This is a genomic window from Mesorhizobium monacense (assembly GCF_056781675.1).
Genome location: NZ_CM165567.1, coordinates 3,382,854 through 3,406,029, shown reverse-complemented (window position 1 = coordinate 3,406,029; position 23,176 = coordinate 3,382,854). Strand labels below are relative to the sequence as shown.

Below are 23,176 nucleotides of genomic sequence, written 5' to 3'. Positions count from 1 at the left end.
GGTTTCCCGTCGCACAACAGCAGCCCGCGGGCAAGATCAAGCTCGCAACTGCCAAGTGCCAGTGGTACGTGCCCTGGGTTTTCTCGCGACATTGAATGCCGATCTGACCAGCTCGACCAAACGCTGCCTGATTGGGGTCTCAATCGGCGCGGACGTCAAGGGATCAGGAGAATTTGATCCGCCTTCACCTTGGCTGGAAGTCATGCGCCTCTCCACGGCCATGATCTCCAGCATTTCGAACATTGTTCCAGGCATGGGCGCACAAGGGGACCCAGCCATGACGGTGGATGCAAATTCCAGGAGTTCCTGCCGGGCGGCTCGGCGCGTGTTCTCATCCATTGACATGTTAGACCTCATCCGGTTCGTTCTTAAGAACAATGAAGCCAAAGACCGGGCGCGTACCGGAGGATTTCTGAAATTCTGCTGAATTTCTCTTTAGATACACGGTACTTGATCTCTCCTGTCGATCCACCGTACTTGCCGGGGGAAGCAGCGGCCACTTCCGCTTCCGGCACGGACCATCGCGGTACTGACTTTCGACCCATCGTTTTCCATTCCGTAAAAAACTTATGGTTTCGTAGGATGTGCAAGGCCGATCCCGCGCGGTTGCCAGGGGCATGGCGTTTGTCTCAGTCATGCATCGAAGGCTTTTGCGCGCTGGCCGCAATGCTGTATCGAGCAGCAAGAATTCAAGGAGCCTTCGATGACTTTCAACGATGCCGCGCCGACGGGCACAAGCGGCGGAGCGACGGAAGCAGCCTCGGGCACGGCCGATGACGGCAACGCGTATGCGGCGGCTGCCAACGCCGCCTGGCAGGACGCTGTCCGGACAGGCGTACGCCATGTGCGCGATCTGGAGTCGCTGCCGTTGTCGCCGGCCGAGCGTGCTGCGGCTCAAAGCGCGGCCGCGAACCACAAGGTTCGCATCCCAAAAGCCTATCTCGACCTGATCGACTGGAACGACCCGCAAGATCCCATCCGGGCGCAGGTCATCCCGTCGCCGCAGGAACTGATGGAGCAGGAAGGCGAGCTCGACGATCCGATCGGCGACCATGAATTCAGCCCGGTGCCGCGGCTGACGCATCGTCATGCTGACCGGGTGCTGTTGTTCCCGACCTATCAATGCGCGGTCTATTGCCGCTTCTGCTTCCGCAAGGAGTCGCTGACCTCGATCGGCCGCGGCTACACGCGCGAAGCGCTCGAGCCGGCTTTCGCCTACATCGCAGCCCACCCCGAAATCCGCGAGGTGATCCTGACCGGCGGCGACCCGCTCTCGCTGCCGGACAAGGCGCTGGCCGAAATCCGCGCCCGCATCGAGGCCATCCCGCATGTGCGGCTGCTGCGCATCCACACCCGCGTGCCGGTCGCGCTGCCTTCGCGTATCACCGGCGGGCTGGTCGAGGCCTTGCAGGGCCGGCTGATGGTCACCGTCGTCACCCATTTCAACCATCCGCGCGAGATCACGGAAGCCACTGAAGCGGCCTGCCGCACCTTGCGCCAGGCAGGCTTCATGCTGCTCAACCAGAGCGTTCTGCTCAAGGGCGTCAACGACACGATCGAGGTGCTGGAGGAGCTCTGCCGCGAGCTGATGTACCGCCTCGGCGTAAAACCCTATTACCTGCACCACGGCGACCTCGCGCGCGGCATGGCGCACCGGCGCACCACCATTGCCGAGGGCCAGGCGCTGGCCGAAGCATTACGCCGGCGCCTGTCGGGCATCTGCAGTCCCGTCTACGTGCTGGACCTGCCGGACGGCGGCGGCAAGGTGCCGCTCGGGCCGTGCTATGTCGAGGCGCGGGACGGAGACACCTGGCGCATTCGCGGGCAGGATGGCGAGGTGCGGACGTATCGGGAGGTTGTGGGCGAGTAGGGCAGCCTTGAAAAGGCTGGGTTCGCCTCCGCCTGGGCGGGGCGAGGAACCCCTACTGCAGCGTCCGCGTACTCTGCCAAAACCAGATTGCCAGCGCGCCGGATCGCCCACGGATTGGTGTTTCCGCAGGTCCTCTCAGAACACCGGATTTGAACAGTGCGCAGTCGCGACCGGCGGCTTGCAGCATCTTGTCGCTCACCGCGACTTCGGCATTCTGCTCGGCCGCGATCTCCATCAGGCGACTGGTAACGTTGACCGTGTCACCGGTGGCCGCGATGTGCTGACGGCCTTCGCCGCCGAGTCGGGAGGCAACGATCGTTCCGTGGTGCGCCCCGATCTTGAAGCCGAGCCGGGATGCGGTCGATGCCGGCAACGAGGCGAGCCAGTCGTTGGTGCGGCTGGCGAGCCCGACACAACAGCGAGCCGCGTTGAAGGCGTCATCCGTCGCTGGTTCCGGCAGGCCGAACAGGATCATGGCTCCGTCACCCATGAAGGCAATGACGACGCCACCGCAGTCTGCCACCTCCTCGTTCACCAACCCATGAAACGCGTTTAGAAGTTCGCGGGTGGCGCTCGGCCCCAGGGCTTCACTCAGTCCGGTGAAGCCGGACAGGTCGATAAACAGGATCGCGGCGTCTCGGCGGACCGGTTCCTTGAGGAAGTCGCTATGCCCGGCGAGCCACTCGCCCAGGCCCGGGGCTTCGACGCGTTGCAGCAATTCGCTCTGCGTGGCGAAATATTGCGCCCGGTTCCTGCCCAGCCAAAGTTGTGCCGACCCGAACAGGAGAGCCGGCGGAACGGCAGCGGCCATCGGCAGCGCTGCACTCAGCCAGATATGGTGTGAGAAGGCGGTCATATTGACCACGAACCAGATCAACACCACGCCGGCGACCGCCGCCAGGCCGATGGCGTTTCGCCGCCATGCCAGCAGCCCCACGAGAACCATTGGCAGCACCACAGCAAAGCCGGCATCCGCAAGGCGAACGGACTGGTCCCGCACGATTCCGTCGCTGGTCATCAGATGGGCGATCGCCGTCGACATGACTTCGACACCCGGGAGCACTGGATCGAACGGTGTCGGGAAAACATCGCCGGCGCCGGTTGCCGTCGCTCCGATCACGACAATTCGATCCCGGACAAGGAGGCGGTCGAGCTGGCCCTCCAGCACCGTCGCGGCACTGATCGTGCGGATGGTGCCGCGCGGGCCGTAGAATGTCAGCGGCAGGATGTGACCGATGTCCGTCCTGATCCACCGGCTGCCCAGCGACAGATGATCGGGCGCTATGGCTGGATCCTCGCCCGCAGCCAGGGCAGCAACACGCAGGGAGAAGGACGCTTCCAGCTGATCTCCTGCCCGAAACAGCAACGGGACGAACCGGGGCGTTCCCGTCCGGTCGGTGACCACGTTGACGACGCCGACGGCGGCGGCATCCGAGAACGCCTTCAGCGGCCACAGAAACCGCTCGGCATTCGGCACGCGGGCGAGGGGGCCTTCACCCTCGGCCACGGCCCATTGTCTGCCTCCCGGGTAGACCGCCGCGGCAGCGATGACGCTGGCACTCCCGCTCAGCGAACGCGCGAGCGCCTCATCTCCATCTGCTGCCCCGGGATCGACCAGCAGAACGTCGAGCGCAATGGCTTTCGGCTGAAAGCGCGCGATCGCATCGACAAGCCGGGCAAGCGTGGCGCGGCTGAGCGGATAGCTGCCCTCAACTCGCACGACTTCGTCGTCGATCGCGACAATGGTGATCAGCTCCGGTGGCTTTGCTGGTCCTCGGGCAAGCGTTCGAAGATCGGTCATCGTCGCTTCGACGCGATCGAGAAACCCCAGATTGCCGCGCCAGTGGGCGAATCCCAAGCCGGCGCCCCAAAGACCGGCCAGAATGAGCGCGATCAGCGTCGCAAGCGCCCGACCGCTCATCGCCGCTCACTGACCCAGACGAGCCATCAATGCGGAAACGCGCTTGGCCGGCCAGCGCTTGACGGTTAGTTTGCCTGTCCCTGCCTCGACGTCGACGCCTTCGCCCGGCGCCAGCACCACGCCGGCGGTGGACGCCGGCCGTTGCACGGCGACGCGGCCTCTGAGGACGAAGACGGACGTCTTGCCCTGGCCGACGTCGACCGTCCATTTTGTGCCGCGCACCGCGGCGATCGCCTGCGGGGTGACGACCACGACACCGCCATGGACCCCGCCGGCAGGAGCCTCGATCAGCAGCGCCTTGCGTCGCAGTCTCACCGCATCGGCATTGCCGTTCCGATCGCGGTCCACCAGTGAAAAGCGGGCGCCGCCTTCGACGATGATGGTAAGGCCTTCCTGGCACCGCAGGATCTGGCGAGAGGTTCCCGCCACCGGCTCGAACCTGCACCCCGCCTCGCTCGACTGCGCCAGGGCGGTATCCACCCAAAAAACAGCGGCAAGCACGCTAAGGAAATATTGGCCCCGTGCGCTCATGAACGCCTCTCTGCATTTGCGAAAATCCGCGGCAAGAAAATCCTGGCAGTGCTTCCTGCCGTCAGCCTGGTAGTGTGCGTACGAACCGGCCCCCGTTGCCCTTAGCAGCAGGATGCCGACCGGCGATCTTAGCACGATAGCGTGCTTTGACACCAAGCAAGGGTAGGCGTTGCCATCGGCTTAGTGCGGCGCCTCGAGCCAAGCGCTGCTTTTCGGCGACCGTCCCTTTGCCGTCAGGCTGACGATGACAGGCCATGCTGGTGACCCGCGTCGAGTGTGCGTTACGGGGCCGACGCTTCAGAGCTGCGCCGATCCGGATTCCCATAAAAGGCGAGGACTGTGCGTATCGTCCCTTCCGCGAGACTATGCAGTTTGTCACGCGTCCAGCCGGCACGCGCACGCAGCGACAGGCTGTGCAGCGTAGCCCCAAGCTGCGCGGCGAGCAGCGGAAGATCGGCGGGCCCTCTGCCTTTTTCCTTATCCAGCCGCTCGAGGAACAGGGCGTCGATGTCGTGGAGCGTTCGATTGAGAATGTCCCGGACGACGGAGTTGGTCAGCGTCTCGGCCGGGGCCGTCGAGGTGATGAAGCAGCCGTTCGGTCCGTTTTCCGTGTAGATGTCGATCGCAGTCGCAAAGGCATTCATCAGCGCGGTTGCCAGATCCTCATCGGCCATCGCCTCCCGCATCCGATGGTCCATCATCATGCCATATTGCGCCGCAGCCTTCGCGTAGATGGCGTCCTTGTCGCCGAAGGCCGCGGCGAGGCTAGGCCGATTGAGCCCGGCCGAGCGGGCAATCCCTTCGATCGAAGTACCGGAAAGCCCCGTCGTCCACAGCTGCCGCCGCATCTTGCCGAGCGCTTCGCCCTCGTCGAACTTGCGCGGGCGACCCCCCTGATTTTTTTGTTTTGTACGGACTTGCATAAAACCTAGATCATCCTATTTTGTGCAGTGCTGTACAAAATAGCGCATGACGTGGCGCGATCAAGTCGCATGTTCGGATCGTGGAGACGAGGGAATGACAACAGGCAACGCACTGAACGAAAACAAGAGGATCGTGCTGGAAGCGTTCGACACGCTGTTCAACCGACGGGACTTCGAGAAGGCCGCGACCTTCTGGTCGCCCGACTATATCCAGCATAGCGCGCATATCGAGCCGGGCCGCGACGGCCTGTTCAACCTGGTCAAGTCGACACCGGACTCGCTGCGCTACGAAAATGCACTGATCGTGGCCGAGGGCGACCACGTGCTCCTGCATGGGCGTTTCAGCGGAGGCGGGCTCGACCCGGCATGGGTCGTCGTCGACATCGTGCGGATGGAGAACGGCCGGCTTGCCGAGCATTGGGACGTCATCCAGGACGAGGCAAGGCGCGAGCAGTCGAAGAGCGGACTGCCGATGTTCGGTGACGAGTTTCCAGCCTGATCCTTCCCCAAAACCCAATTCGGGAGAATGAGCATGAAGCTCTCCGGCAACACCATTTTCATCACGGGCGGCGGTTCGGGCATCGGGCGCGGCCTCGCCGAGGCATTTCACAAGCTCGGCAACAAGGTCATCATTTCGGGCCGCCGGCGCGCCAACCTGGACGAAGTGGTTGCCGCCAATCCCGGGATGGAGGCGATTGAGCTCGACATCACCGACCCGGCCAGCATCGATGCGGCCGCAGCCCGCCTCATCGCCGAGCATCCCGATCTCAACGTCCTTATCAACAACGCTGGCGTCATGCCGTTCGACGATGCCGCAGCAGCGATCGACGACGAACAGGCGCAGGCGATCATCTCGACCAACCTGCTGGGGCCGATCCGACTTACATCGGGTCTTGTCGAGCACCTGAAGGCCCAGCCGAGCGCAACCATCATCCACAACAGTTCGGTAGTGGCCTACACTCCCATTGCGCAGACGGCCGTCTATTCAGCCAGCAAGGCCGGCTTGCACAGCTATTCCCTGTCCCAGCGGTTCATGCTTCGCGATACGTCGGTGCGCGTCCAGGAGATCGTGCCGCCGTGGGTCAATACCGACCTGTTCAAGAAAACGGACGATCCTCGGGCGATGCCGCTCGACGAATTCATCGCCCAGCTCATGGAACAGCTATCGACCGACGAACCGGAACTCGTCGTAGAGGCAAGCCGCCAGATGCGCGACAATCCGGGCCCGAACGAGCACGCGCTGGTTCAACAGCTGAACGAGTTTCTCGTCGCCAACCCCATTCTCGTCTGAGCGGGCGATGACGGGCCTTGCCTGGCCTGTCGCTCGGCGGCCGTGAACGCATGAAAGGAAGGAACATGTCTGTTGCCGATGGAGCCATCTTGACGGTGGAGGAAGCGCGCCGGATCGTCGCGCCTCTCTATGACGCGCTCAATCGCCCCGGCGAAAAGGATGTGTCGGCGCTGCTGGCTCAGGCCTGCCATGACGACTACCAGTCCTATCACACCAATCAGGATTATCTGACACGGGACCAGCTGGCCGGAGTGTTCCGCGGGGTTGGGTCCGCCGTTCCCGACCTGGCATGGGAAATTACCGACATCCGCGTGGTGGACGATCAGATCATCGTGCGAGGCGAAGCGACGGGAACGCCAGTAGCCAGTTTCTTCGGTGCCGCACCGACCGGAAAGTCCTTTCGGACCATGGCGATCGACCTGTTCACCGTTCGCGACGGAAAACTGGCGAAAGCCTACCATATCGAGAATTGGACGGCTGCGCTTCAGCAGATCGCCGCCTGACGGATACCATTCGCCGCCGATCTAACCCTGTCCATGGAGCGCAATATGAGTGAAAGCGACTATCCGGCCTTTACCCACGCTTTGGCAGTCGGCCGAAAGTTGGATCTAGATTTGCCCGACAGCCGCGCTGTTCAGGACGCCTATGCGGAAGCACAAGCTGAATCGTCGCCCTGGCTTTTCAACCATGTAGTTCGCTCGTGGCTCTTTGGCGCCAAGCTGGCACGGACTCGCGCGCTGACCCCGGACGCCGAGCTGGTCGCGGTGGCGGTGCTCCTGCACGATATAGGCCTTGCGCGAGATAGTGTTCCCGACCGTCGTTTCGAGGTTGTCGGAGCGGATGCCGGCCGGGCATTCGCCCTCGCCCATGACATGGGCGAACGGCGCGCTGGGACAATATGGGACGCGATCGCACTGCATACCACGGCGTCGATCGGGCGGCACAAGGGCGTCGACGTCGCCTGTTCCGGAATGGGCATTGGGTGCGATTACGGCGGCTTCGGCTACCAAGAGCTCGGCGATGGGGACAAGGAAGCCATCCTATTAGCCTATCCTCGGCTTCAAATGAAGGAAATGATGACGACTTGCCTGTCCAATCTGGCAAGAAGTCAACCGGCTACCACACGGGACAATTTCATCGCCGACTTCGGCACGAAATACGTGCAAGGCTATGTGCGATCTTCAGCCGTCGACCTGCTCCATCACGCACCGTTTGCAGAGTAGGACGCCGGCGGTCCCGATCCCCGGATTATCGTGTCGTCATCCAGCGAGGTGCAAACCCGCCACGGCGCTGACCCGACTGGCTGCCTGCGAGGCGGGTGGTTTGGAAGAGGTCGTCTGGACAGCAAGCAATTTGAAAACAACCGAGTGCAACCTGAAACCAGACTGAAACATCGACGCCGATAGGCGACATGCCTGCGAAACGCCTTGGGGGGATTGTCGCCCAGACCAGAAACCAGAGGAGCGCGCCGATGACACCCGACCAGATCCGACTTGTGCAGGAGAGTTTTCGCGAGGTCGTGCCGATCCGCACGGCCGCCGCCGCCATTTTCTATGAACGCCTGTTTGCGATCGACGGGAGCCTTCGGGCATTGTTTCCGGTGCGCGACATGACCAAGCAGGGCGCCAAGCTGATGGCAAGCCTGGGCTTCGTCGTGCACGGGCTGGACCGTGCCGAGACCATCCTGCCGACCGTGCGCGAACTCGCCAAACGGCACGTCACCTACGGCGTCGAGGAGCATCACTACCCGATCGTCGGGCAGGCGCTGATCGAGACGCTGGCGGCCGGCCTCGGCACCGCCTTTACGCCGCCAGTGCGCGAGGCCTGGGAAGCAGCCTACGGTCTGCTCGCGAGTGTGATGATCGCGGCCGCCCGCGAGGACCAGCTCGCGGCGTGACGTGACGGGCCGCGGCCGAAGGCGGCTTGGCCGCCCGCTCCAATGCAGCAGGCATTCAACCGCCGAACTCTTCATCGAGGACGCGCAAGCCGTCCTCGTATTTTGATGTCGAGGCACCAATCTGGCGTGCCTGCAAGAGATTGTCGGCAAGGTCTGCGCGCTTGACCGGCAGTGCCAGCGGGTTGGCGGCCGCCCTGCGCACGAAAGCGAGATCGTCCTCTTCGGGTCGTCGCGTAAGCGCGTCAACCGCGGATGCGATCGATGATCCGAAGCCTGCCTGTTCGAGCCGGTCGCGGCTCCAACCCTCGCTCTTCTCAAGAACGTCATGCAGGTAGGCAACAGCCTTCTGCTCCAGCGTTTCGACGGCGTCGGCGACGCGGCGGCAATGCTCGATATAGGGCTGCCCCGTTTTGTCCGTCTGCCCGGCATGGGCCTGTTCGGCGATCTTTGCCGCGCGGTAGAGCACGCTCATGGCTTCGATCCTCTGTCTGCATCTCGGCTGCGCGCCGCAGTTTGAGAAATTGCACCAAACCGCACCCGCGTCTTCCTGGATGGGGAGACGCGGGTTGATCAGGAATACCTGATCGGCAGCAGTTGAGGGGACCGCTGCAGGGAAGGAACCGGATTGTTGACGAATTGTTCCGGCGCTCCGGCCGAATTGCTCCGGCGATGCCAAAAAAACCCGCCGGCGTTGAGCCAGCGGGCTCGAGTTTCTGGAGTAGCCAGAGTGAACTGGCGGAAGATCAACGCGCGGTGGCGGGCTTTGTTTCGCGGAGAATTCCGAATTGCCTTGAAGAAGAGCTTTCTGGTCGCTGCCTGGAACCATGATGCCCCATGCCGGGCTTTTCCATGCGGACCGCGTCAACCGGACCAGGTGGCAAAGAGAACAGGGTTTGTTTCTCCGGCGTGGCCGATCCCGTTAAGCATGTCGCTGCAAGGCAACTGAGGCGGTTCTTAACCCTCTTCATGCCCAAAATTAACCTTTCATTAACCATGGCTGGCCTAGCGTTTACCTATCAGTAAGGAATCGCCGCCAGTGACCTTTGCCGCCCCCCTCGAGGCCAAATCCATTCGCTTTCGTGCCCGCTCCTTCGTCGCCTTCACGCTGACGCCGGAGGCGCCTTTGGACGAATGGCTGGAGAGCCTCGATCGCTGGATCGGCAATTCGCCGGGCTATTTTGCCGGCCGCCCGGTGGTGCTTGATTTGAACACGCTCAAGCCCGATGTCGTTGCGATCGAATCGCTGGTCGGCGTGCTTGGTCAACGCGGCATCCGCGTCTATGCCATCGAGCTCGACGGCAGCGGTGAGCTCGGCTCGCATCTGCCGCCGGCGCTGGTCGGCGCCAAGGAGGCCACTGCCGACGGGCTGTTGCAGCCCGGCCGCAAGGCAGCCCCAAGCAAGCCGGAAGAAGGCAAGGCGGAAGAGGGCAAGGTCGACGAGGGCAGGGCAGTCGCCCAGGCGAAGCCGGCGCAGGCGCTGCCGGCCGACGGCACGCTGATGATCCGCACGCCGATCCGCTCGGGCCAGCTTGTCTTTCATCCGCATGGCGACGTCATCGTGCTGGGCTCCGTCGCTTCCGGGTCCGAGATCGTCGCCGCCGGCTCCATCCACGTCTACGGCACGCTGCGCGGACGCGCTTCGGCCGGCGGGCTCGGCAATTCCGCGGCGCGCATCTTCTGCCGCAGGAACGAGGCCGAACTGCTCTCGGTCGACGGCTGGTACTGCACCGCCGAGGAGATGGACCCGTCGGTGCGCGGCAAGGCGGTCCAGGCCTTTCTCGACAACGGCATGCTGCGCATCGCGCCGTTCAGCTGACAGACGCTCGGCTGCCGCTGGGCTGCGGCGCCGATCGACCGACAAGACAACGAAACAAAAACGGAGGCACTTTTCATGGGCAAGGTAGTGGTGGTCACGTCGGGCAAGGGGGGCGTCGGCAAGACGACCTCGACGGCGGCACTGGGTGCGGCGGTCGCCAAGACCGGCAAGAAGGTGGCGCTCGTCGACTTCGATGTGGGCTTAAGGAATCTCGACCTGATCATGGGCGCCGAGCGGCGCGTCGTGTTCGACCTGGTCAACGTCATCCAGGGCTCGGCAAAGCTGTCGCAGGCGCTGATCCGCGACAAGCGGGTCGAGACGCTGTTCCTGCTGCCGGCCTCGCAGACGCGCGACAAGGATGCGCTGACCGAGGAGGGCGTCGGCGAGGTCATCGAGCGGCTGCGCTCGGTGTTCGACTATGTCTTCTGCGACAGCCCGGCCGGCATCGAGCGCGGCGCCCAGCTGGCCATGCGCTTTGCCGACGAGGCGGTCATCGTCACCAACCCGGAAGTGAGCTCGGTGCGCGATTCCGATCGCATCATCGGCCTGCTCGACGCTCGCACCATGAAGGCCGAGCAGGGCGAGCAGATCGCCAAGCACGTGCTGGTCACGCGCTACGATGCGGCCCGCGCGGCGCGCGGCGAAATGCTTTCCATCGACGACGTGCTGGAAATCCTGTCGACGCCGCTCTTGGGCATCATCCCCGAAAGCCAGGATGTGCTCAGGGCCTCGAACCTCGGCTCGCCGGTGACATTGGCCGATCCGCTGACCGCCGCCGCCAAAGCCTATCTTGACGCGGCACGGCGGCTCGAAGGCGAGGAATTGCCCGTCGTGGTGCCCTTCGAGCGCAAGGGCTTCCTCGACCGTCTGCTCGGAAGGAGGGCGGCATGAACATTTTCGACCTCTTCAAGCGGCGCTCCAGCGCGCCGGTGGCGCGCGAGCGGCTGCAGGTGCTGCTCGCCTATGAGCGCCGCAACCGCAGCCAGCCCGATCTGGTCTCCATCCTGCGCGAGGAGATCATGGCGGTCATCGCCAAGCATGTGCAGATCGACCAGGACTATCTGCAGGTCTCGATGGACCGCGGCGAGACCATGTCGACGCTGGAGATCGACATCCAGATCCCCAACAAGAGCGCCGTGCCGCTGGCCATGGCGGGGTGAGGGGCTGACCTAGAACTTGAGTTCCTCGCCCCGCAAGGCGAGGGTCCAAAGGACGGGCGAGATCCGTGGCTCGCCCCGGAACGGTGGCCGCGAAGCGGCCGGAGAGGGGCTTCGCCACGCCGGCGGGTTCCCTCTGAATTCTTTTGAAAGCCGAGCCATTCCCCCTCTCCGTCTCGGCTTCGCCGAGCCACCTCTCCCCCACTCCGTGGGGGCGAGGAAGCCCAAGCCTTTCCATGGCTGCCTCGGAGCTTCCATCCCCCAAATGTGCTAGATCGCCCAGGGGCTTCCCCTACGAAAGCATAGGATGTAAAAGGGGAAACATTAGCAATTCATTAAGTACGAGGGATTTGCGTAAGCGGCAGAGTAAGAGGTGTATGACATGAACCTCAAGAGCCTGATCAAGCGTGCTGAAGATGTAGACAAGGTATTCCAGGAGCTGCAGACGGAACTGGCGGAAGCCATCAATGAGTCTCGAGTCGCTGGAGGACGTTCCGGATGAGGATCTCCAGGCAAAGGGCGACAGTCTGCAAATCGAGGGCGCCAAGGGCGAGGTGACCGAGGGCGAGGTGGCCGAGGGCGAGGTGGCCGAGGCCGGGCCGCCCGAGGACAGCACAGGACAGCCCGTGCAACGGCTGACGTCCCACACGCAAACCCGGCTGGCTGCATTGGGTGCTGTCGATGGGCTGTTCCACGAGGCGCAGGACTATCTGGAGGAGATCACCGCCAAACTGTCGGAGATCGGCACCTCGCACCATTTGACGCGCGAATTCCTCACCATTCTGCACGGCGACATCCTTCGCGCCAACGAGCTTGAACTTGCAAATACCGGCCTGGCCGCGGAACAACGCGTGCTTTCGCAACAGCTCCACGATGCGGTCAAAAAGCAGCGCGAGCGCGACAGCGCCGTCGAGCTGTTGCAGCAGCGCGAGACAAGCCTGGTCCAGGAGCGCGAGTTGCTTCGCACCGCCTTGGCCGCGGCAAGGCTGGAACTCGTCGAGGCGGCCAATGCCAGCGCCAGGCGCGAGGCGGAGTTCGGCGATGCCGTCAAGTCGCTTTCCGACAGGACGGTCGAGGCCAACCGACGCTCGCGCGAGATCAAGACCTTGCGGGAAAAGCAGGTCAACCTGTCGATCGATCTCGACAGGGCGCAGAAACGTGAAGCCGAGGCGCGCCACAGGCTCGACGAACTGTTGACCACGCACCGCAGCGAAGCGGCGCGGATTGCCGACCTCGTGGCCGCGTTCGTCAAAAGCGAGAAAGAGGAAATGCGGCTGCAGACCGCGCTCGAGATGGCACAGGCAAAGCTGTCGGAAATGACCGAAGCGGCCCGCATCGTCGAAGCCGACAGGCAAGCCGAGCAGGAGCGCGCCCAGGCCGAGATGAACGGCCTGCGTTCCGAGATCCAGGGCCTCCAGTCACGCCTGGAGCTTGCCGCGAACGAGAACGGCGGGGCCGCCGGCGAGGTCGCCAGGCTCAAGACCGAACTGAGCGACGCCGTGGCCGAAAAGCGGATCGCCGATGAAAGACTGTCAGCCCTCATGAACGAGAGCGAGAACGACAAGATGAACCTTTCGACCGTGAGCGCGGACCTTTCGCAGCTGACGCTGCAACAGGCGTCCGAGCAGATACAGCTCGATATCCAGAAGCAGGAATGCGAGGACCTGCGCGCCGAGATCGCGTCGCTCAATGCCCGCATCCAGGAGCTGTTGCCCTATGAACGGCTGCATCGGGTCACCGAGGCCAGGGCGCGCGACGACGCGGTTGGCGCCAGGCCGCGCGACGACGGGGTGGTGGTCGAGATCAAGGGCGTGGTCGCCGAAAAGGCGCGCGCCACGCACCGGCGCCGCGCCCACCGCAACCTGCGCGCTACTTCGTAGGTTCGCTCTTACCCTCCCCCTTGTGGGGAGGGTCGCTGCGAAGCAGCGGGGTGGGGGCGGCGGCACCAGTACCCCACCCGGACCTTCGGTCCGACCTCCCCACAAGGAGGAGGTAGGGGCGCAGCCTAAACCCCCTCACTCCCGGCTTCATGCCGATAAAGCTCGTCCATGCTGAGCTTTGCCAGTTGCGCGAAGGGCGCCTGTTGCTTCACCCGGCCGCGGCTCAGGATCACCACGTCGTCGCAGAACGAGATGGTGCTGTGGTGGTGGCTGATGACGATGGTGGTGCGGCGTCCGGCGCGCGACTTCAGCGTCTCGACGATGGCCGCTTCCGAAAGCCCGTCCACGGCATTGGTGGCTTCGTCGAGGATCAGTATGTCGGGATCGCGCACCAGCGCGCGCGCCAGCGCGATGCGCTGCCTTTGCCCGGCCGACAGGTTGACACCCCGGTAGCCGACCAGCGTCTTGTAGCCTTGCGGCAAATGCTCGATGAATTCATGCGCCTCGGCCAGCCGCGCGGCGCGTTCGGCGTCATCGGCCGAAGCGGTGTCGTGGCCGTAGACGATGTTGTCGAAAATCGTGCCGTCCACCAGCTCCAGCTCCTGGCTGGCCAAAGCGATGTTCTTGCGCCATTGGCCGGGGTCGATCTCGCCAAGCGAGGTCCCGTCGACCAGGATGCTGCCGCCGTCGGGCTCGACGAAGCGGCAGAGCAGGTTGACGATCGTCGTCTTGCCGGCGCCCGAGCGGCCGATCAGCGCCGTCGAGCGGCCGCTGCGGATGGTGAACGTGGCCTGGTGCAGCACCGCCCCGCGCGCGTCCGGACCGGGGGTCGCGGCCGATCCCGCATAGGTGAAGCTGACATCGTCGAAGCTGATCGCCTGGCGCAGCCCGTCGAAGGGACGGCTGCCTTGCGGCGGCGCCGGCTTGCCCGCGGGATCAAGCAGCCATTGCACCTCTTCCAGTGAGCCGGAGAGGCCTTGCAACTGGCTCCACGACATCTGCAAGGCGCGCATATGCGGCTGCAGCCGGTAGAGCAGGATGAGGAATGCGGCGGTCAGCGAGAAGCTGACACTGGCGAGCCAGGCGCCGATCACCACCATCAGGAACAGCATCGCGTGCAGAACCTCGGTCAGCGGCGGCAGGACGCCCTGGCGGGTCGAGAGCACGAAAGCGGCGCGCCGCACCCCGTCGGACGCCCTGTCGAAGACCGCCTTCTCGCGGTCTTCCTGGCCGAAGATGCGGATCAGGCGGCCGGCATGCACCAGATGCAGCATCTGCGAGGCAAGCGCGCTGTTGCGCGCGGCGACGCCGCGGCTCGGCGCCTTCAGATTGGCCGACAGCAGGGCGTGCGCCAGCTGCACCAGCGCCAGCCCGAGCGTCACCAGCAGCGTCATCTGCCAGGATAAAAGCAGCAGGAAGGCGAGCAGGATGATGGCGGCCGAGGCGCTGACGATCGCGCCGAGCAGGGCCTGGATCGCATCCGAGGCCCGCCAGGATTCGTTGGAGATGATGTTGAGCAGCCGTCCGGGGCTCTGCTGCAGGAAGAACGGGTAGCCGACCTTGAGCAGCCGCTCCGACAGCGCGCTGCGGATCGCATAGCTTGCCTTGCCGTAAATATGCGCGGTGAGCAGCGTGTTGGCAAAGGCAAGGACGTTCTTCAGCACGATCGAGCCGAGGATGGCGGCCGAGATGGCGATCAGCCGCTCGCGTTCGCCGAGGCTCGCTCCAACCTGCTGGAGCAGGGCGGAGAAGCCGGCCATGCCGGCCGTGTCGCCATGCCCCATGATGATGCCGAGCAGCGGAATGATCAGGCCGATGCCGAGGCCTTCGAGGGCCGCGCCCGCCAGGCCGAGCACCACCACGGCGGGAACAAGCCGCAGCAGCCCGCCGCCAAGCGCGCGGCGCAGCATCGGCAAGGCTGGCGGCATCAGCTTCATTGTCGTGCCCTGGCCTCCGCGCCGGCTTCATTGGCCTGCCGATCCGGTTGCAGCCGCGGCTGCTTGCGCCGTCCGACTGTCAAAAGCAGCGCAAATCTGGCGGCACCTGCAAGGTTCATGACGACGACAGGCCAATGCGACAGGCCGAGATCGTGGTCGAAGCGCGGGCCGCCGGCAAGCTCGCGCATGGCTGCCCGCGCCGCCCAGTAGAAATGGCGCAGCAGCCAGGGCGCGCGCCGCACATGCTTGAGGCACAGCGCGCCATTGCCGAAATGATAGTCGCGGTGCAGCCTGTCGATCGACTTGCGATCGCGCCGGCCGTGATGATGGAAGATCGTCATGTCGGGCACGTATTCGACCGGAATGCCCAGGAGCATCGCCCGCACGAGGTAATCCGTATCCTCCGCCGAGCGCAGCGGGCCGCCGGCGCCAAAGCGTTCGTCGAACGGTCCGATGCGGGCCGCGACGTCGCGGTGCATGGTCATGTTACAGCCAAGCACGAAGCCGCCCGGATGAACGGCAGGCGTCAGCCGCTCGCGCTGTTCGCAGCGCTTGATGGTGAAGGGCAGGTCCCTGGCATCGCCGAGTTCGACGCGGCCGCCGCGGACCAGCCATTTCTCGCCGCTCGCATAATGGCGGATCAGGTCGCGCAGGTAGTCGCGATCGACCGCGCAATCATCGTCGACGAATACCAGAATGCGGCCCCGCGCCCGCGCCAGGCCGGCGTTGCGCGCCGCCGCCAGCCCGGGCCGCGGCTCCGAAACGGCGGTCAGCGGAATGTCCGAGGTCTTGGCCAGGCAGGCGAGGCGCTCCGCCGTACGGTCGATCGAGCCATTGTCGACCACCACCATCTCGGCGGCGAAGCCGGGATGCGCCCGGCAGGCGGCCTGGACCGACTTGATGCAGGCTTCGAGCACGGCGAGGCGGTCGCGCGTGCAGATGATGAAGCTGACCGCGAACGCCGGCCTCTGTCCCGGCTGGGGAGGAGCCGGGCGATCGAATCGCAGGAGCGGATGCGGCTGGTCGTTCATGCCAACCCCCGCTGAAAAGGCGCAAGTACTGCGCGGGCCGGCCTGGTCCTGAAATAATGCGCCATCTGGTCCGCCTTCTTGCTGGCAGCGATCGAGGCGAGGCTGAGCCGGGGCGCCCAGGGTCCGGGGCGCAGCGCGTATTGTTCGCGGCGGCGGATGGCGTTCCACTTCGCGGTCCGCGTCAGCAATTCATGTGTCAGAGCAGGCTCCCCTTCGTCGCCGACGAGCTGGTATAGGAAATAGAACAGGTTGAGCGCGCCGGCCGCGAAGCTCGGCCGCGTGTCATCGGGCAGCGCGGAAATCCTTTCTTCCAGCGCAACGATGACCTGGGCGGCGCGCGCAACCGTGTCGAACGAGACGGCATCGCCGATGGCCCGCAGGTCCTCGGTGCGGTCCACCAGGCCCTCGCGCTGGAGGTTCTCGGCCACGATCCGCAAATGCGTCCGGCGCATGTCCCTGGTATGCCGGTTGGTCACGCTCCCTGGGTGGATGCGGTAGACGAGCAGGTTTTCCGGCATCATCGCCACAGGGAAACGGCGGGCAAGCCGCCCGAAGAGTTCGAAATCCTCGGCGTGCCTGTATTCGGGATCGTAGTGAAGACTGCCCTCGTCGATGACCTTCCTGTTGTAGACCACCGTCGGATGCATGAAGGCCGTGAAGAACATCGACAATATGGGCAGGCTGAACTGGAACACCGGATCGAGCCTGCCCTTGGCGATACGGCCGCGCAGCAAGGTATCGAAGCCGGCGCCGCAGAAGCCGAGCTCGGGCCGCTGGTCGAACAGCGCCACCTGGCGCGACAGGCGCCAGGGATAGGCGATGTCGTCGGCATCCATCCTGGCGACCAACTCGCCCCGGGCAATGGCCAGGCCCTCGTTCAGGGTGGCGACGAGGCCGCGGTTTTCGCGCGAGATGATCGTAACGCGGTTGTCGGCCCGGCGGTGTCGCTCGAGGATCTCCAGCGAGTTGTCGGTCGATCCGTCATCGATGGCGATGACCTCGAGGCGATCGTAGTCCTGCCGCAGGATCGAGCCGACGGCAGCAGCGAGATAAGGCCCGGCATTGTAGACCGGCAGCAGAACGGAAACGAGCGGGGCGGCGGTCATTGGCTGGCACCCGTTCGTCGGAGATTGCGTGGCGGCTCGCGGCCGTCGGGCGATCCTGTGGGATAGGCCGGCCTGCCGAACCAGCCGGCCTCGCTTGCGCGTTCGTGGGCGGCACGGCGGGCGACATAGGGGAAATGGCGCTTGAGGCCGTTGAGCGGCTTTTCGAAAAACTGCCAGGAGATCGACGCCAAGACGATCGTGGCGGTGCCCGCGACCAGCAACCGCCCCGGCCCTTGCTCGGAGACGTTGAGCGGGATCCAGGGCTGCGCCTTGACGACATAGGCCAGAAGGATCGGGTGATAGAGATAGACGCCGTAGCTGATGCGGCCCAGGACAAGCAGCGGCGGCAGTTCGGCAAGCTTGCCCAGGATGCCGCCAAACCCGGCCGAACAGGCGGCTACGATGGCCACCAGCGGCACCAGCGGCAGCACCTGCAGCAGCAACCAATGGACCCATTCCAGCATGGGATTGGCCGGCGCCGGGATAAACCACTGGATCGCCAGGAACGCGGCCGCGAAGGCCGGCCAGCCGCGCTGCATCCATTGTGGCAGGGTGGCGCCTCTGGCCGCTCGCGTGGCGAGCAGCGCGCCGCAAGCCAGCGCGTCCATCGAGGCCGGCGGCAGCATGTCGCGGGCGAGCGCCGTGTTGGCGGTCACCGGCCAGTAGAAGCGGTAGGCCAGCGAGACCGCGATGACGCCGATGGTGATCGCCTCGATGCGCCGGCGCGGCGCCAGAAGCACGATCAGCGGCCAGGCGATATAAAACTGCTCCTCGATGCTCAGGCTCCAGAAATGGCAGAGCAGCCAGGGCGTCCACTCGTTGCGTAGCGCGTACCAGAAATTGGAGAGATAGAGCGCGTGCCACAGAAGCGATCCACGCGACTGTTCGAGATCGGTCAGCCAGACGAGACCCAGCACGGCGAAATAGGGCGGGAATATGCGCAGCGCCCGTCTGATGTAGAAGGAGCGCAGCGCCGGCCCGGCTTCGAACTCGGCGGCCGCACGGGCTTCCAGCAGAAGCCGCGTGATCAGGAAGCCGGAGAGCACGAAGAACAGCCGCACGCCGAGATGACCGAGGAAGGAGGAGCCGCCCGCGGCGAAGAAATGCGAGTACAGTACCATCATCACGGCAATGGCGCGCAACGCATCGAGCTGTATGTCGCGCTGATTTGACATCAACCGCGTCCGCCGGTGCGATGTCTCCGATGAAACAATGTCGCGCCAGGCCAGCGAGCGGTGGAATGCAACAGCGCTCCGCTATCGCCCGCCGGTGGCCCGCGCCTTGCGCCCGGGGCGGCCTCGAAACCGGTCAGCGGAAAGCCCACTCTGGTCAATATACCGGAACCTCCTCCGCGCCTGTCCAATCGGGCAACGATTGTCTCACGCTATGCTGCAGCGCAACACAAAATGTTTACCATGTTGAAACACATCTGTGATGTCGATGTCGAAAAAATGGCTAAAGACCGCCCATATTTTGACATTTTCGGTAACTGCGCCCCCGGGCATCGGAGCTGCTTGTGAATGATCCAGTGCTCGCTCTGGTTGTTTTAAAGTACTGATCATGGTGTATTCTGTGCAGGTGCTTAGAAATATTTGCAAATGTGCATATGATATTTAAGTAGAAATTTTCTAGCTTTCGATTTTGAGCTACTCTGCAGCAAGCGAGCAAGGCACGGCAAGATTGTGCGATGCAGCGAAGTATGGCGCAAAATGAAGCTGTAGCGTTCATTCGTCCCCCTCTGTCCCGCCGAAATTGGAGGTTTCGCAAGCGTGAAATCGTTTGCCCTTGCCCCATCAACCGTGGTTGCCGTGCCTCACGACAGGCCGGCTGGTTGGCCCTATCTCCAGCCATGCCCTTCGTACGCCGTCGCGCGAACCAAGGGGCACGGGAGGAACAAAGCAAGGTGACGTTGACACCGATTGCCAAGTCTGCGGCTGAAGCCGGCACGATCCCTCTTGTGGCGCTGCTCGGCGCCATGATGTCGGTGCAGATCGGCGCCGCCTTCGCCAAGGGGCTGTTTCCGCTGGTCGGCGCCGAGGGCACGACGATGCTCAGGCTTGTCGCCGGCGCGCTCATGCTGGCGGCCGTGCTCAGGCCCTGGCGGGTCAGGCCGTCGCGTGCCGTCTGGCCGTGGCTCGCCGCTTATGGGGTGACGCTCTGCGTCATGAATCTCCTCTTCTATGCCGCGATCACCAGGATTCCGCTGGGCATTTGCGTGGCACTCGAGTTCACCGGCCCGCTGCTGGTCGCCACGCTCTCGTCACGGCGCGCAATGGACTTTGTATGGGTGGCGCTGGCGGTGGCCGGCATCGTGCTGTTGTCGCCTTTTGCCGATGTGCGCCAAGCGCTCGATCCTGGGGGCGTGGTGCTCGCGCTGGCCGCCGGTGGCTGCTGGGCGCTCTACATCGTCTTTGCGCAGAAGGCCGGCGCCGAGCTCGGCGGGCGCACCGTCGCCTATGGCATGGCGATCGCCGCCGTGCTGTCGCTGCCCTTCGGGCTTGCCGGCGCGGCGCCGGCACTGGGCAATCCGTCGATTCTGTTGAGCGCCGCCATCGTCGGCCTGCTCTCCAGCGCGCTGCCGTTCTGGCTGGAAATGGTGGCGCTGACCAGGATGAAGGCCAGGGTCTATGGCACGCTCACATGCCTGGAACCGGCGCTTGGCGCGCTGATGGGCTTCCTGTTCCTGCACGAGAACCTGACGGCGCTGCAGTGCCTCGGCATTGCTGCGGTCATTGCCGCTGCCTTCGGCGCCGCCGTCACGTCAAAGCCGCCGGTGCCGTCGCCCCAATAGGTTTTTGCGTCTGGCGCGACGCCGCCACGATGTGCTCGGCGCGCAGCCTTGCCTTCATGGCTTCCAGCGCCGCTTCTCCGCCCGCCGAAAGCTCTTCGGCGATCCTGGCCAGATCGCTGTCGGCGGCGCGGTGCCTGCTGCCCCAGCCGCCCAGCGTTGCCAGCACCGGCAGCAGATCGATGCCAGCCTCTGTCAGCCGATAGATTGCCTTCAGCCCATGCGTGGGATCATCGCTTCTGGTCAGGATGCCCTCGTCCTGCAGTGTCTGCAGCCGCTCGGCCAGTGTGCGCGACGAGATGCCTTCGTCGGATTGCAGGAACTCTCGGAAGTGCTTCTTTCCGGCGAAAATCAGGTCGCGCACGATCAGCAGGGTCCAGCGGTCGCCGAGCAGTTCGAGCGACAGATTGATCGGGCAACCGGATTTTCCCTTGGTCGACATCTCAATGGTTCCATTTTTAAATCGCTTTACTATTGACACTATTTTCGCATTCCGTCAATGGTTCCAGAAGTAAACCGTTGGCGAGGAGAATGACGATGCGAAGGCTTATCCTGCAGATGCAGATGTCGGTCGACGGTTTTGTCGGCACCAACGCGGATCATGACTGGCAGCTCTGGAACTGGGGCGGCGATTGCCCCTGGGACGAGGCGTTGAAACAGGATTTCAGCGCCGTCTTCGCCGGCATCGACACCATCCTGCTCAGCAGCAAGATGGCCGAGGAGGGGTACCTGACCCATTGGGGCAACGCCGCGAAGAATTATCCGCGCGACCCCTTCTATGCGTTTGCGCAGCGCATCGTCGATGTCCGCAAGGTGGTGGCGAGCGACAGACTGCAGGCTTCGCGGTGGGAACGCACCACGGTCGTGAGCGGCAACCTGCCGAGCGAGGTCGAGGCGCTGAAGGCGGCTGGGAGAGGCGACATCGCCGTGTTTGGTGGGGCGGGCTTTGCCTCGGCGCTGATCGCGGCCGGGCTGGTCGACGAGTTCCAGCTGTTCATCAATCCGGCGGCGCTGGGCGAGGGGACCAGGATCTTCGATCAGGGCGGCTTCGGAAGGCTCCGCCTCCTGGGATCGAAGGCCTATGCCTGCGGCATCGTGGTCAGCCGCTACGGGCCGGCGTAATCCCGGGCTGGCTTTGGCCATGCCCCGGGCCGTTTTTCAAACCGTGCCCTGCCGGCCTAGGCCGTGCCTTGGCCTGTTCTTAAATCGCCTGGACGGCCATGAATGGCTTAGCCGGCTAGGCATGGCCGGGGCCGACCGCGCACGGAATAGACATAGCAGAGCGCCCGCGTGCCCGCACGCAGGGCCACATCCGGAGGTTGAATTGGGACTTAAGTCTGAATCCACTTCCGCAAAAGTCTGAATCGACAAGACAAGGGTCGTGGGCCACTTCCGCAAGGCGCTCCGATTTGTGAATGATTTCACTTCGACAATGCCGTTGGGGTTTTCGGCTAGGAGTCGGGCCGGGTGACCGGCATGGGGAGAGTGGGATGCGCGATCCGCGCATGGGCAGCAGGTGTGTCTTGCGAGCGCTAACGGCGCTTGCCCTTGTTGTCGCGCCTTTTCAACTCTCCATCGATGGCCCAGTCGCCACCAAGGCCTATGCCGGCAAGGGCGGCAATGGGAATGGCGGAAACGGAAACGGCGGCGGCAACAGCGGCGGCAACGGCAACGGGAACAGCAGCGGAAACAGCAATAGCGGTGGCAACGGCAAGGGCAAGGGCAACAGCGCGAACAAGGCCACTGTCGACCATGTGAATACCGTGACCGGCGACAAGGTCGAGGTCAACGGCAAGAGCATCAAGGTTACTCATCCAAACGGGATGAAAGAAGAGATCGAAAACGGCCGCTTCAGGATGGAGGATGCGCTTGGGCGTACCATCGTCGACAGAGCGGCAACCGCAGCCGATATGGCGCGTTTGAAGAGTTTGTGAGAGCGAGGTTCTATCTGGAAGTGATCTTTTCGGGACCGTAGGTCAGCGCTGCAAAATCAGGTTGCCACCTTTTGCTTCGTCTCTTCGGTTCTTGATCATCGTATGACAGAACTCCCGCTATCACCTTGCCCCCGCCTTTTGGCGGGGGTATTTTTTTGGGGTTCCGGCTGCATTTCCGCAAACGAAACTCTTGGCGCATCGCGGTTTGTTGCTGCTGTCCGGCTTTTTCGCGCGCTTCAATCTTAAAGAATTGCTGTCTGTTTTCCAAGAGGCTTGGTTAACGCCCAGTAACCGGCCTCGTTTGCGGTTGTTTTCATCGCGTGCATGGTGCCGACCGATGACCGGTCCTGGCGCCGGCGTTGCGACATAAGTCCGGCACCGGCAGCAAAAAAAGTCCGAACGGGCAAGGCAAGGGTCGTGGGCCGCTTTCGCGCGCGCGCCGATGCATGGATGCTCCTCTCGATCATGCCGGTTTCGGCCAGACAGCCAAAGGCCGACACGGGGAGAGGATGCGCAGACTGTCGTTGACCCGCTTGGGATGGCTCGCTTTGCTGACTTCGACGGCATTGGTGATGACGCTCGCCCTATCCCACGTCAAGCTCCACGGCGCCACCGGCATCGCTCCCTCGATGGCGTACGCCGCCGGCGGGAACAGCGGCGGCCATGGCGGCGGCAATGGCGGTGGCAACGGTAACGGCGGTGGCAATTCATCCTCGGCTGGCGGCGGCGCTAATTCCGGCTCCGGAAACGTCGGCCAGGGCAACTCCGGCAAGGCCAAGGGTAACCAGGGCAACCATGGCACCCACGTCAATGCGGTGACCGGCGACACGGTCGAGGTCGACGGCGACAAAATCACGGTCATCCATCCCGACGGCATGCAGGAGGAGATCGAGAACGGCCGCTTCAAAATGCAGGATGCACTCGGCCGCACCATCATCGAACGCGAGGCGACGCCGGAGGATGTGGCGCGCCTGCAGGCCTTGTGAGGGCAGGGAACCCCCCCTCTCTGTTTCTCACTTCACCCCCGTCCCCGCCCCCGGGGGCGGGGGTGGCACGTTTTGGCAAGGCAGTAGGGCAGTAGGGCAGTAGGGCAG

General features: G+C 64.0%; 24 protein-coding genes. 15 read left to right on the top strand and 9 right to left on the bottom strand.

The window, feature by feature from the left end; translation table 11 throughout:
* Positions 1 to 61: 61 nt before the first annotated feature.
* Positions 62 to 427, top strand: coding sequence for a hypothetical protein (locus AC1RUK_RS16625; RefSeq protein WP_481840300.1), 366 nt, complete (start codon positions 62 to 64; stop codon positions 425 to 427).
* A 276-nt stretch (positions 428 to 703) separates the two neighbouring features.
* Entirely contained in the window at positions 704 to 1,870 is a 1,167-nt protein-coding gene (locus AC1RUK_RS16620) for a KamA family radical SAM protein (RefSeq protein WP_481834750.1), read from the top strand.
* Positions 1,871 to 1,922: 52 nt separating this feature from the next.
* On the opposite strand, the gene AC1RUK_RS16615 is transcribed toward AC1RUK_RS16620, so the two are convergent.
* The 3 genes from AC1RUK_RS16615 to AC1RUK_RS16605 form a co-directional block, all read right to left on the bottom strand.
* Positions 1,923 to 3,791, bottom strand: coding sequence for a CHASE2 domain-containing protein (locus AC1RUK_RS16615; RefSeq protein ID WP_481834751.1), 1,869 nt, complete (start codon positions 3,789 to 3,791; stop codon positions 1,923 to 1,925).
* Positions 3,792 to 3,797: 6 nt separating this feature from the next.
* Positions 3,798 to 4,322, bottom strand: a complete 525-nt coding sequence (locus AC1RUK_RS16610; protein ID WP_481834752.1) for a FecR domain-containing protein — start codon at positions 4,320 to 4,322, stop codon at positions 3,798 to 3,800.
* 281 nt (positions 4,323 to 4,603) lie between these two features.
* Positions 4,604 to 5,245, bottom strand: a complete 642-nt coding sequence (locus AC1RUK_RS16605; RefSeq protein ID WP_481834753.1) for a TetR/AcrR family transcriptional regulator — start codon at positions 5,243 to 5,245, stop codon at positions 4,604 to 4,606.
* A gap of 94 nt (positions 5,246 to 5,339) precedes the next feature.
* On the opposite strand from AC1RUK_RS16605, the gene AC1RUK_RS16600 reads away from it, so the two are divergent.
* From AC1RUK_RS16600 to AC1RUK_RS16580, 5 genes are all read left to right on the top strand, one after another.
* Positions 5,340 to 5,744: a nuclear transport factor 2 family protein gene (locus tag AC1RUK_RS16600; protein WP_481834754.1), complete on the top strand. Its 405-nt coding sequence runs from the start codon at positions 5,340 to 5,342 to the stop codon at positions 5,742 to 5,744.
* 33 nt (positions 5,745 to 5,777) lie between these two features.
* Positions 5,778 to 6,536 (top strand): SDR family oxidoreductase, encoded by a 759-nt coding sequence (locus AC1RUK_RS16595; protein ID WP_481834755.1) that lies wholly within the window; start codon positions 5,778 to 5,780, stop codon positions 6,534 to 6,536.
* Between the two features lie 65 nt (positions 6,537 to 6,601).
* The gene (locus tag AC1RUK_RS16590) at positions 6,602 to 7,039 is read left to right on the top strand and encodes an ester cyclase (protein WP_481834756.1); all 438 of its coding nucleotides are present in this window, start codon (positions 6,602 to 6,604) and stop codon (positions 7,037 to 7,039) included.
* A gap of 45 nt (positions 7,040 to 7,084) precedes the next feature.
* Positions 7,085 to 7,759, top strand: a complete 675-nt coding sequence (locus AC1RUK_RS16585; RefSeq protein WP_481834757.1) for an HD domain-containing protein — start codon at positions 7,085 to 7,087, stop codon at positions 7,757 to 7,759.
* A 248-nt stretch (positions 7,760 to 8,007) separates the two neighbouring features.
* On the top strand, positions 8,008 to 8,433 hold the full coding sequence (locus AC1RUK_RS16580; RefSeq protein ID WP_481834758.1) for a globin family protein: 426 nt from the start codon (positions 8,008 to 8,010) through the stop codon (positions 8,431 to 8,433).
* A 55-nt stretch (positions 8,434 to 8,488) separates the two neighbouring features.
* Here the strand turns inward: AC1RUK_RS16580 and AC1RUK_RS16575 are convergent, their stop codons facing one another.
* Positions 8,489 to 8,905 carry an HD domain-containing protein gene (locus AC1RUK_RS16575; RefSeq protein ID WP_481839480.1) on the bottom strand — a complete coding sequence of 139 codons (417 nt, stop codon included), beginning with the start codon at positions 8,903 to 8,905 and terminating at the stop codon, positions 8,489 to 8,491.
* A 564-nt stretch (positions 8,906 to 9,469) separates the two neighbouring features.
* Here AC1RUK_RS16575 and minC point away from each other — a divergent pair.
* The 4 genes from minC (at position 9,470) to AC1RUK_RS16555 (ending at position 13,286) form a co-directional block, all read left to right on the top strand.
* Positions 9,470 to 10,249, top strand: a complete 780-nt coding sequence (minC, locus tag AC1RUK_RS16570) for a septum site-determining protein MinC (protein ID WP_481834759.1) — start codon at positions 9,470 to 9,472, stop codon at positions 10,247 to 10,249.
* A 75-nt stretch (positions 10,250 to 10,324) separates the two neighbouring features.
* The gene (gene minD, locus AC1RUK_RS16565; protein WP_006201442.1) at positions 10,325 to 11,140 is read left to right on the top strand and encodes a septum site-determining protein MinD; all 816 of its coding nucleotides are present in this window, start codon (positions 10,325 to 10,327) and stop codon (positions 11,138 to 11,140) included.
* On the top strand, positions 11,137 to 11,409 hold the full coding sequence (gene minE / locus AC1RUK_RS16560; RefSeq protein ID WP_006201441.1) for a cell division topological specificity factor MinE: 273 nt from the start codon (positions 11,137 to 11,139) through the stop codon (positions 11,407 to 11,409). Before minD ends, minE begins: the two co-directional genes overlap by 4 nt.
* A 464-nt stretch (positions 11,410 to 11,873) precedes the next feature.
* Positions 11,874 to 13,286 (top strand): coiled-coil domain-containing protein, encoded by a 1,413-nt coding sequence (locus AC1RUK_RS16555; protein ID WP_481840299.1) that lies wholly within the window; start codon positions 11,874 to 11,876, stop codon positions 13,284 to 13,286.
* 125 nt (positions 13,287 to 13,411) lie between these two features.
* On the opposite strand, the gene AC1RUK_RS16550 is transcribed toward AC1RUK_RS16555, so the two are convergent.
* From AC1RUK_RS16550 to AC1RUK_RS16535, 4 genes are read right to left on the bottom strand one after another with little or no spacing between them, the layout of a single operon-like run.
* On the bottom strand, positions 13,412 to 15,223 hold the full coding sequence (locus AC1RUK_RS16550; RefSeq protein WP_481834761.1) for an ABC transporter ATP-binding protein: 1,812 nt from the start codon (positions 15,221 to 15,223) through the stop codon (positions 13,412 to 13,414).
* Entirely contained in the window at positions 15,220 to 16,254 is a 1,035-nt protein-coding gene (locus tag AC1RUK_RS16545; protein ID WP_481834762.1) for a glycosyltransferase family 2 protein, read from the bottom strand. Before AC1RUK_RS16545 ends, AC1RUK_RS16550 begins: the two co-directional genes overlap by 4 nt.
* Positions 16,251 to 17,360 carry a glycosyltransferase family 2 protein gene (locus tag AC1RUK_RS16540; RefSeq protein WP_481834763.1) on the bottom strand — a complete coding sequence of 370 codons (1,110 nt, stop codon included), beginning with the start codon at positions 17,358 to 17,360 and terminating at the stop codon, positions 16,251 to 16,253. Before AC1RUK_RS16540 ends, AC1RUK_RS16545 begins: the two co-directional genes overlap by 4 nt.
* Entirely contained in the window at positions 17,357 to 18,535 is a 1,179-nt protein-coding gene (locus tag AC1RUK_RS16535; protein ID WP_481834764.1) for an acyltransferase family protein, read from the bottom strand. The genes AC1RUK_RS16540 and AC1RUK_RS16535 overlap by 4 nt, the downstream gene beginning before the upstream one ends.
* A gap of 728 nt (positions 18,536 to 19,263) precedes the next feature.
* On the opposite strand from AC1RUK_RS16535, the gene AC1RUK_RS16530 reads away from it, so the two are divergent.
* Positions 19,264 to 20,151 carry an EamA family transporter gene (locus AC1RUK_RS16530; protein ID WP_481834765.1) on the top strand — a complete coding sequence of 296 codons (888 nt, stop codon included), beginning with the start codon at positions 19,264 to 19,266 and terminating at the stop codon, positions 20,149 to 20,151.
* Here the strand turns inward: AC1RUK_RS16530 and AC1RUK_RS16525 are convergent.
* On the bottom strand, positions 20,117 to 20,590 hold the full coding sequence (locus tag AC1RUK_RS16525) for a winged helix-turn-helix transcriptional regulator (protein WP_481834766.1): 474 nt from the start codon (positions 20,588 to 20,590) through the stop codon (positions 20,117 to 20,119). The two genes, AC1RUK_RS16530 and AC1RUK_RS16525, sit on opposite strands and share 35 nt — an antisense overlap.
* Before the next feature lie 95 nt (positions 20,591 to 20,685).
* On the opposite strand from AC1RUK_RS16525, the gene AC1RUK_RS16520 reads away from it, so the two are divergent.
* The 3 genes from AC1RUK_RS16520 (at position 20,686) to AC1RUK_RS16510 (ending at position 23,068) form a co-directional block, all read left to right on the top strand.
* Positions 20,686 to 21,270 (top strand): dihydrofolate reductase family protein, encoded by a 585-nt coding sequence (locus AC1RUK_RS16520; protein WP_481834767.1) that lies wholly within the window; start codon positions 20,686 to 20,688, stop codon positions 21,268 to 21,270.
* Between the two features lie 368 nt (positions 21,271 to 21,638).
* The gene (locus AC1RUK_RS16515; protein ID WP_481834768.1) at positions 21,639 to 22,082 is read left to right on the top strand and encodes a hypothetical protein; all 444 of its coding nucleotides are present in this window, start codon (positions 21,639 to 21,641) and stop codon (positions 22,080 to 22,082) included.
* A 509-nt stretch (positions 22,083 to 22,591) separates the two neighbouring features.
* Positions 22,592 to 23,068: a hypothetical protein gene (locus tag AC1RUK_RS16510; protein WP_481834769.1), complete on the top strand. Its 477-nt coding sequence runs from the start codon at positions 22,592 to 22,594 to the stop codon at positions 23,066 to 23,068.
* The last annotated feature ends 108 nt before the right edge of the window (positions 23,069 to 23,176 follow it).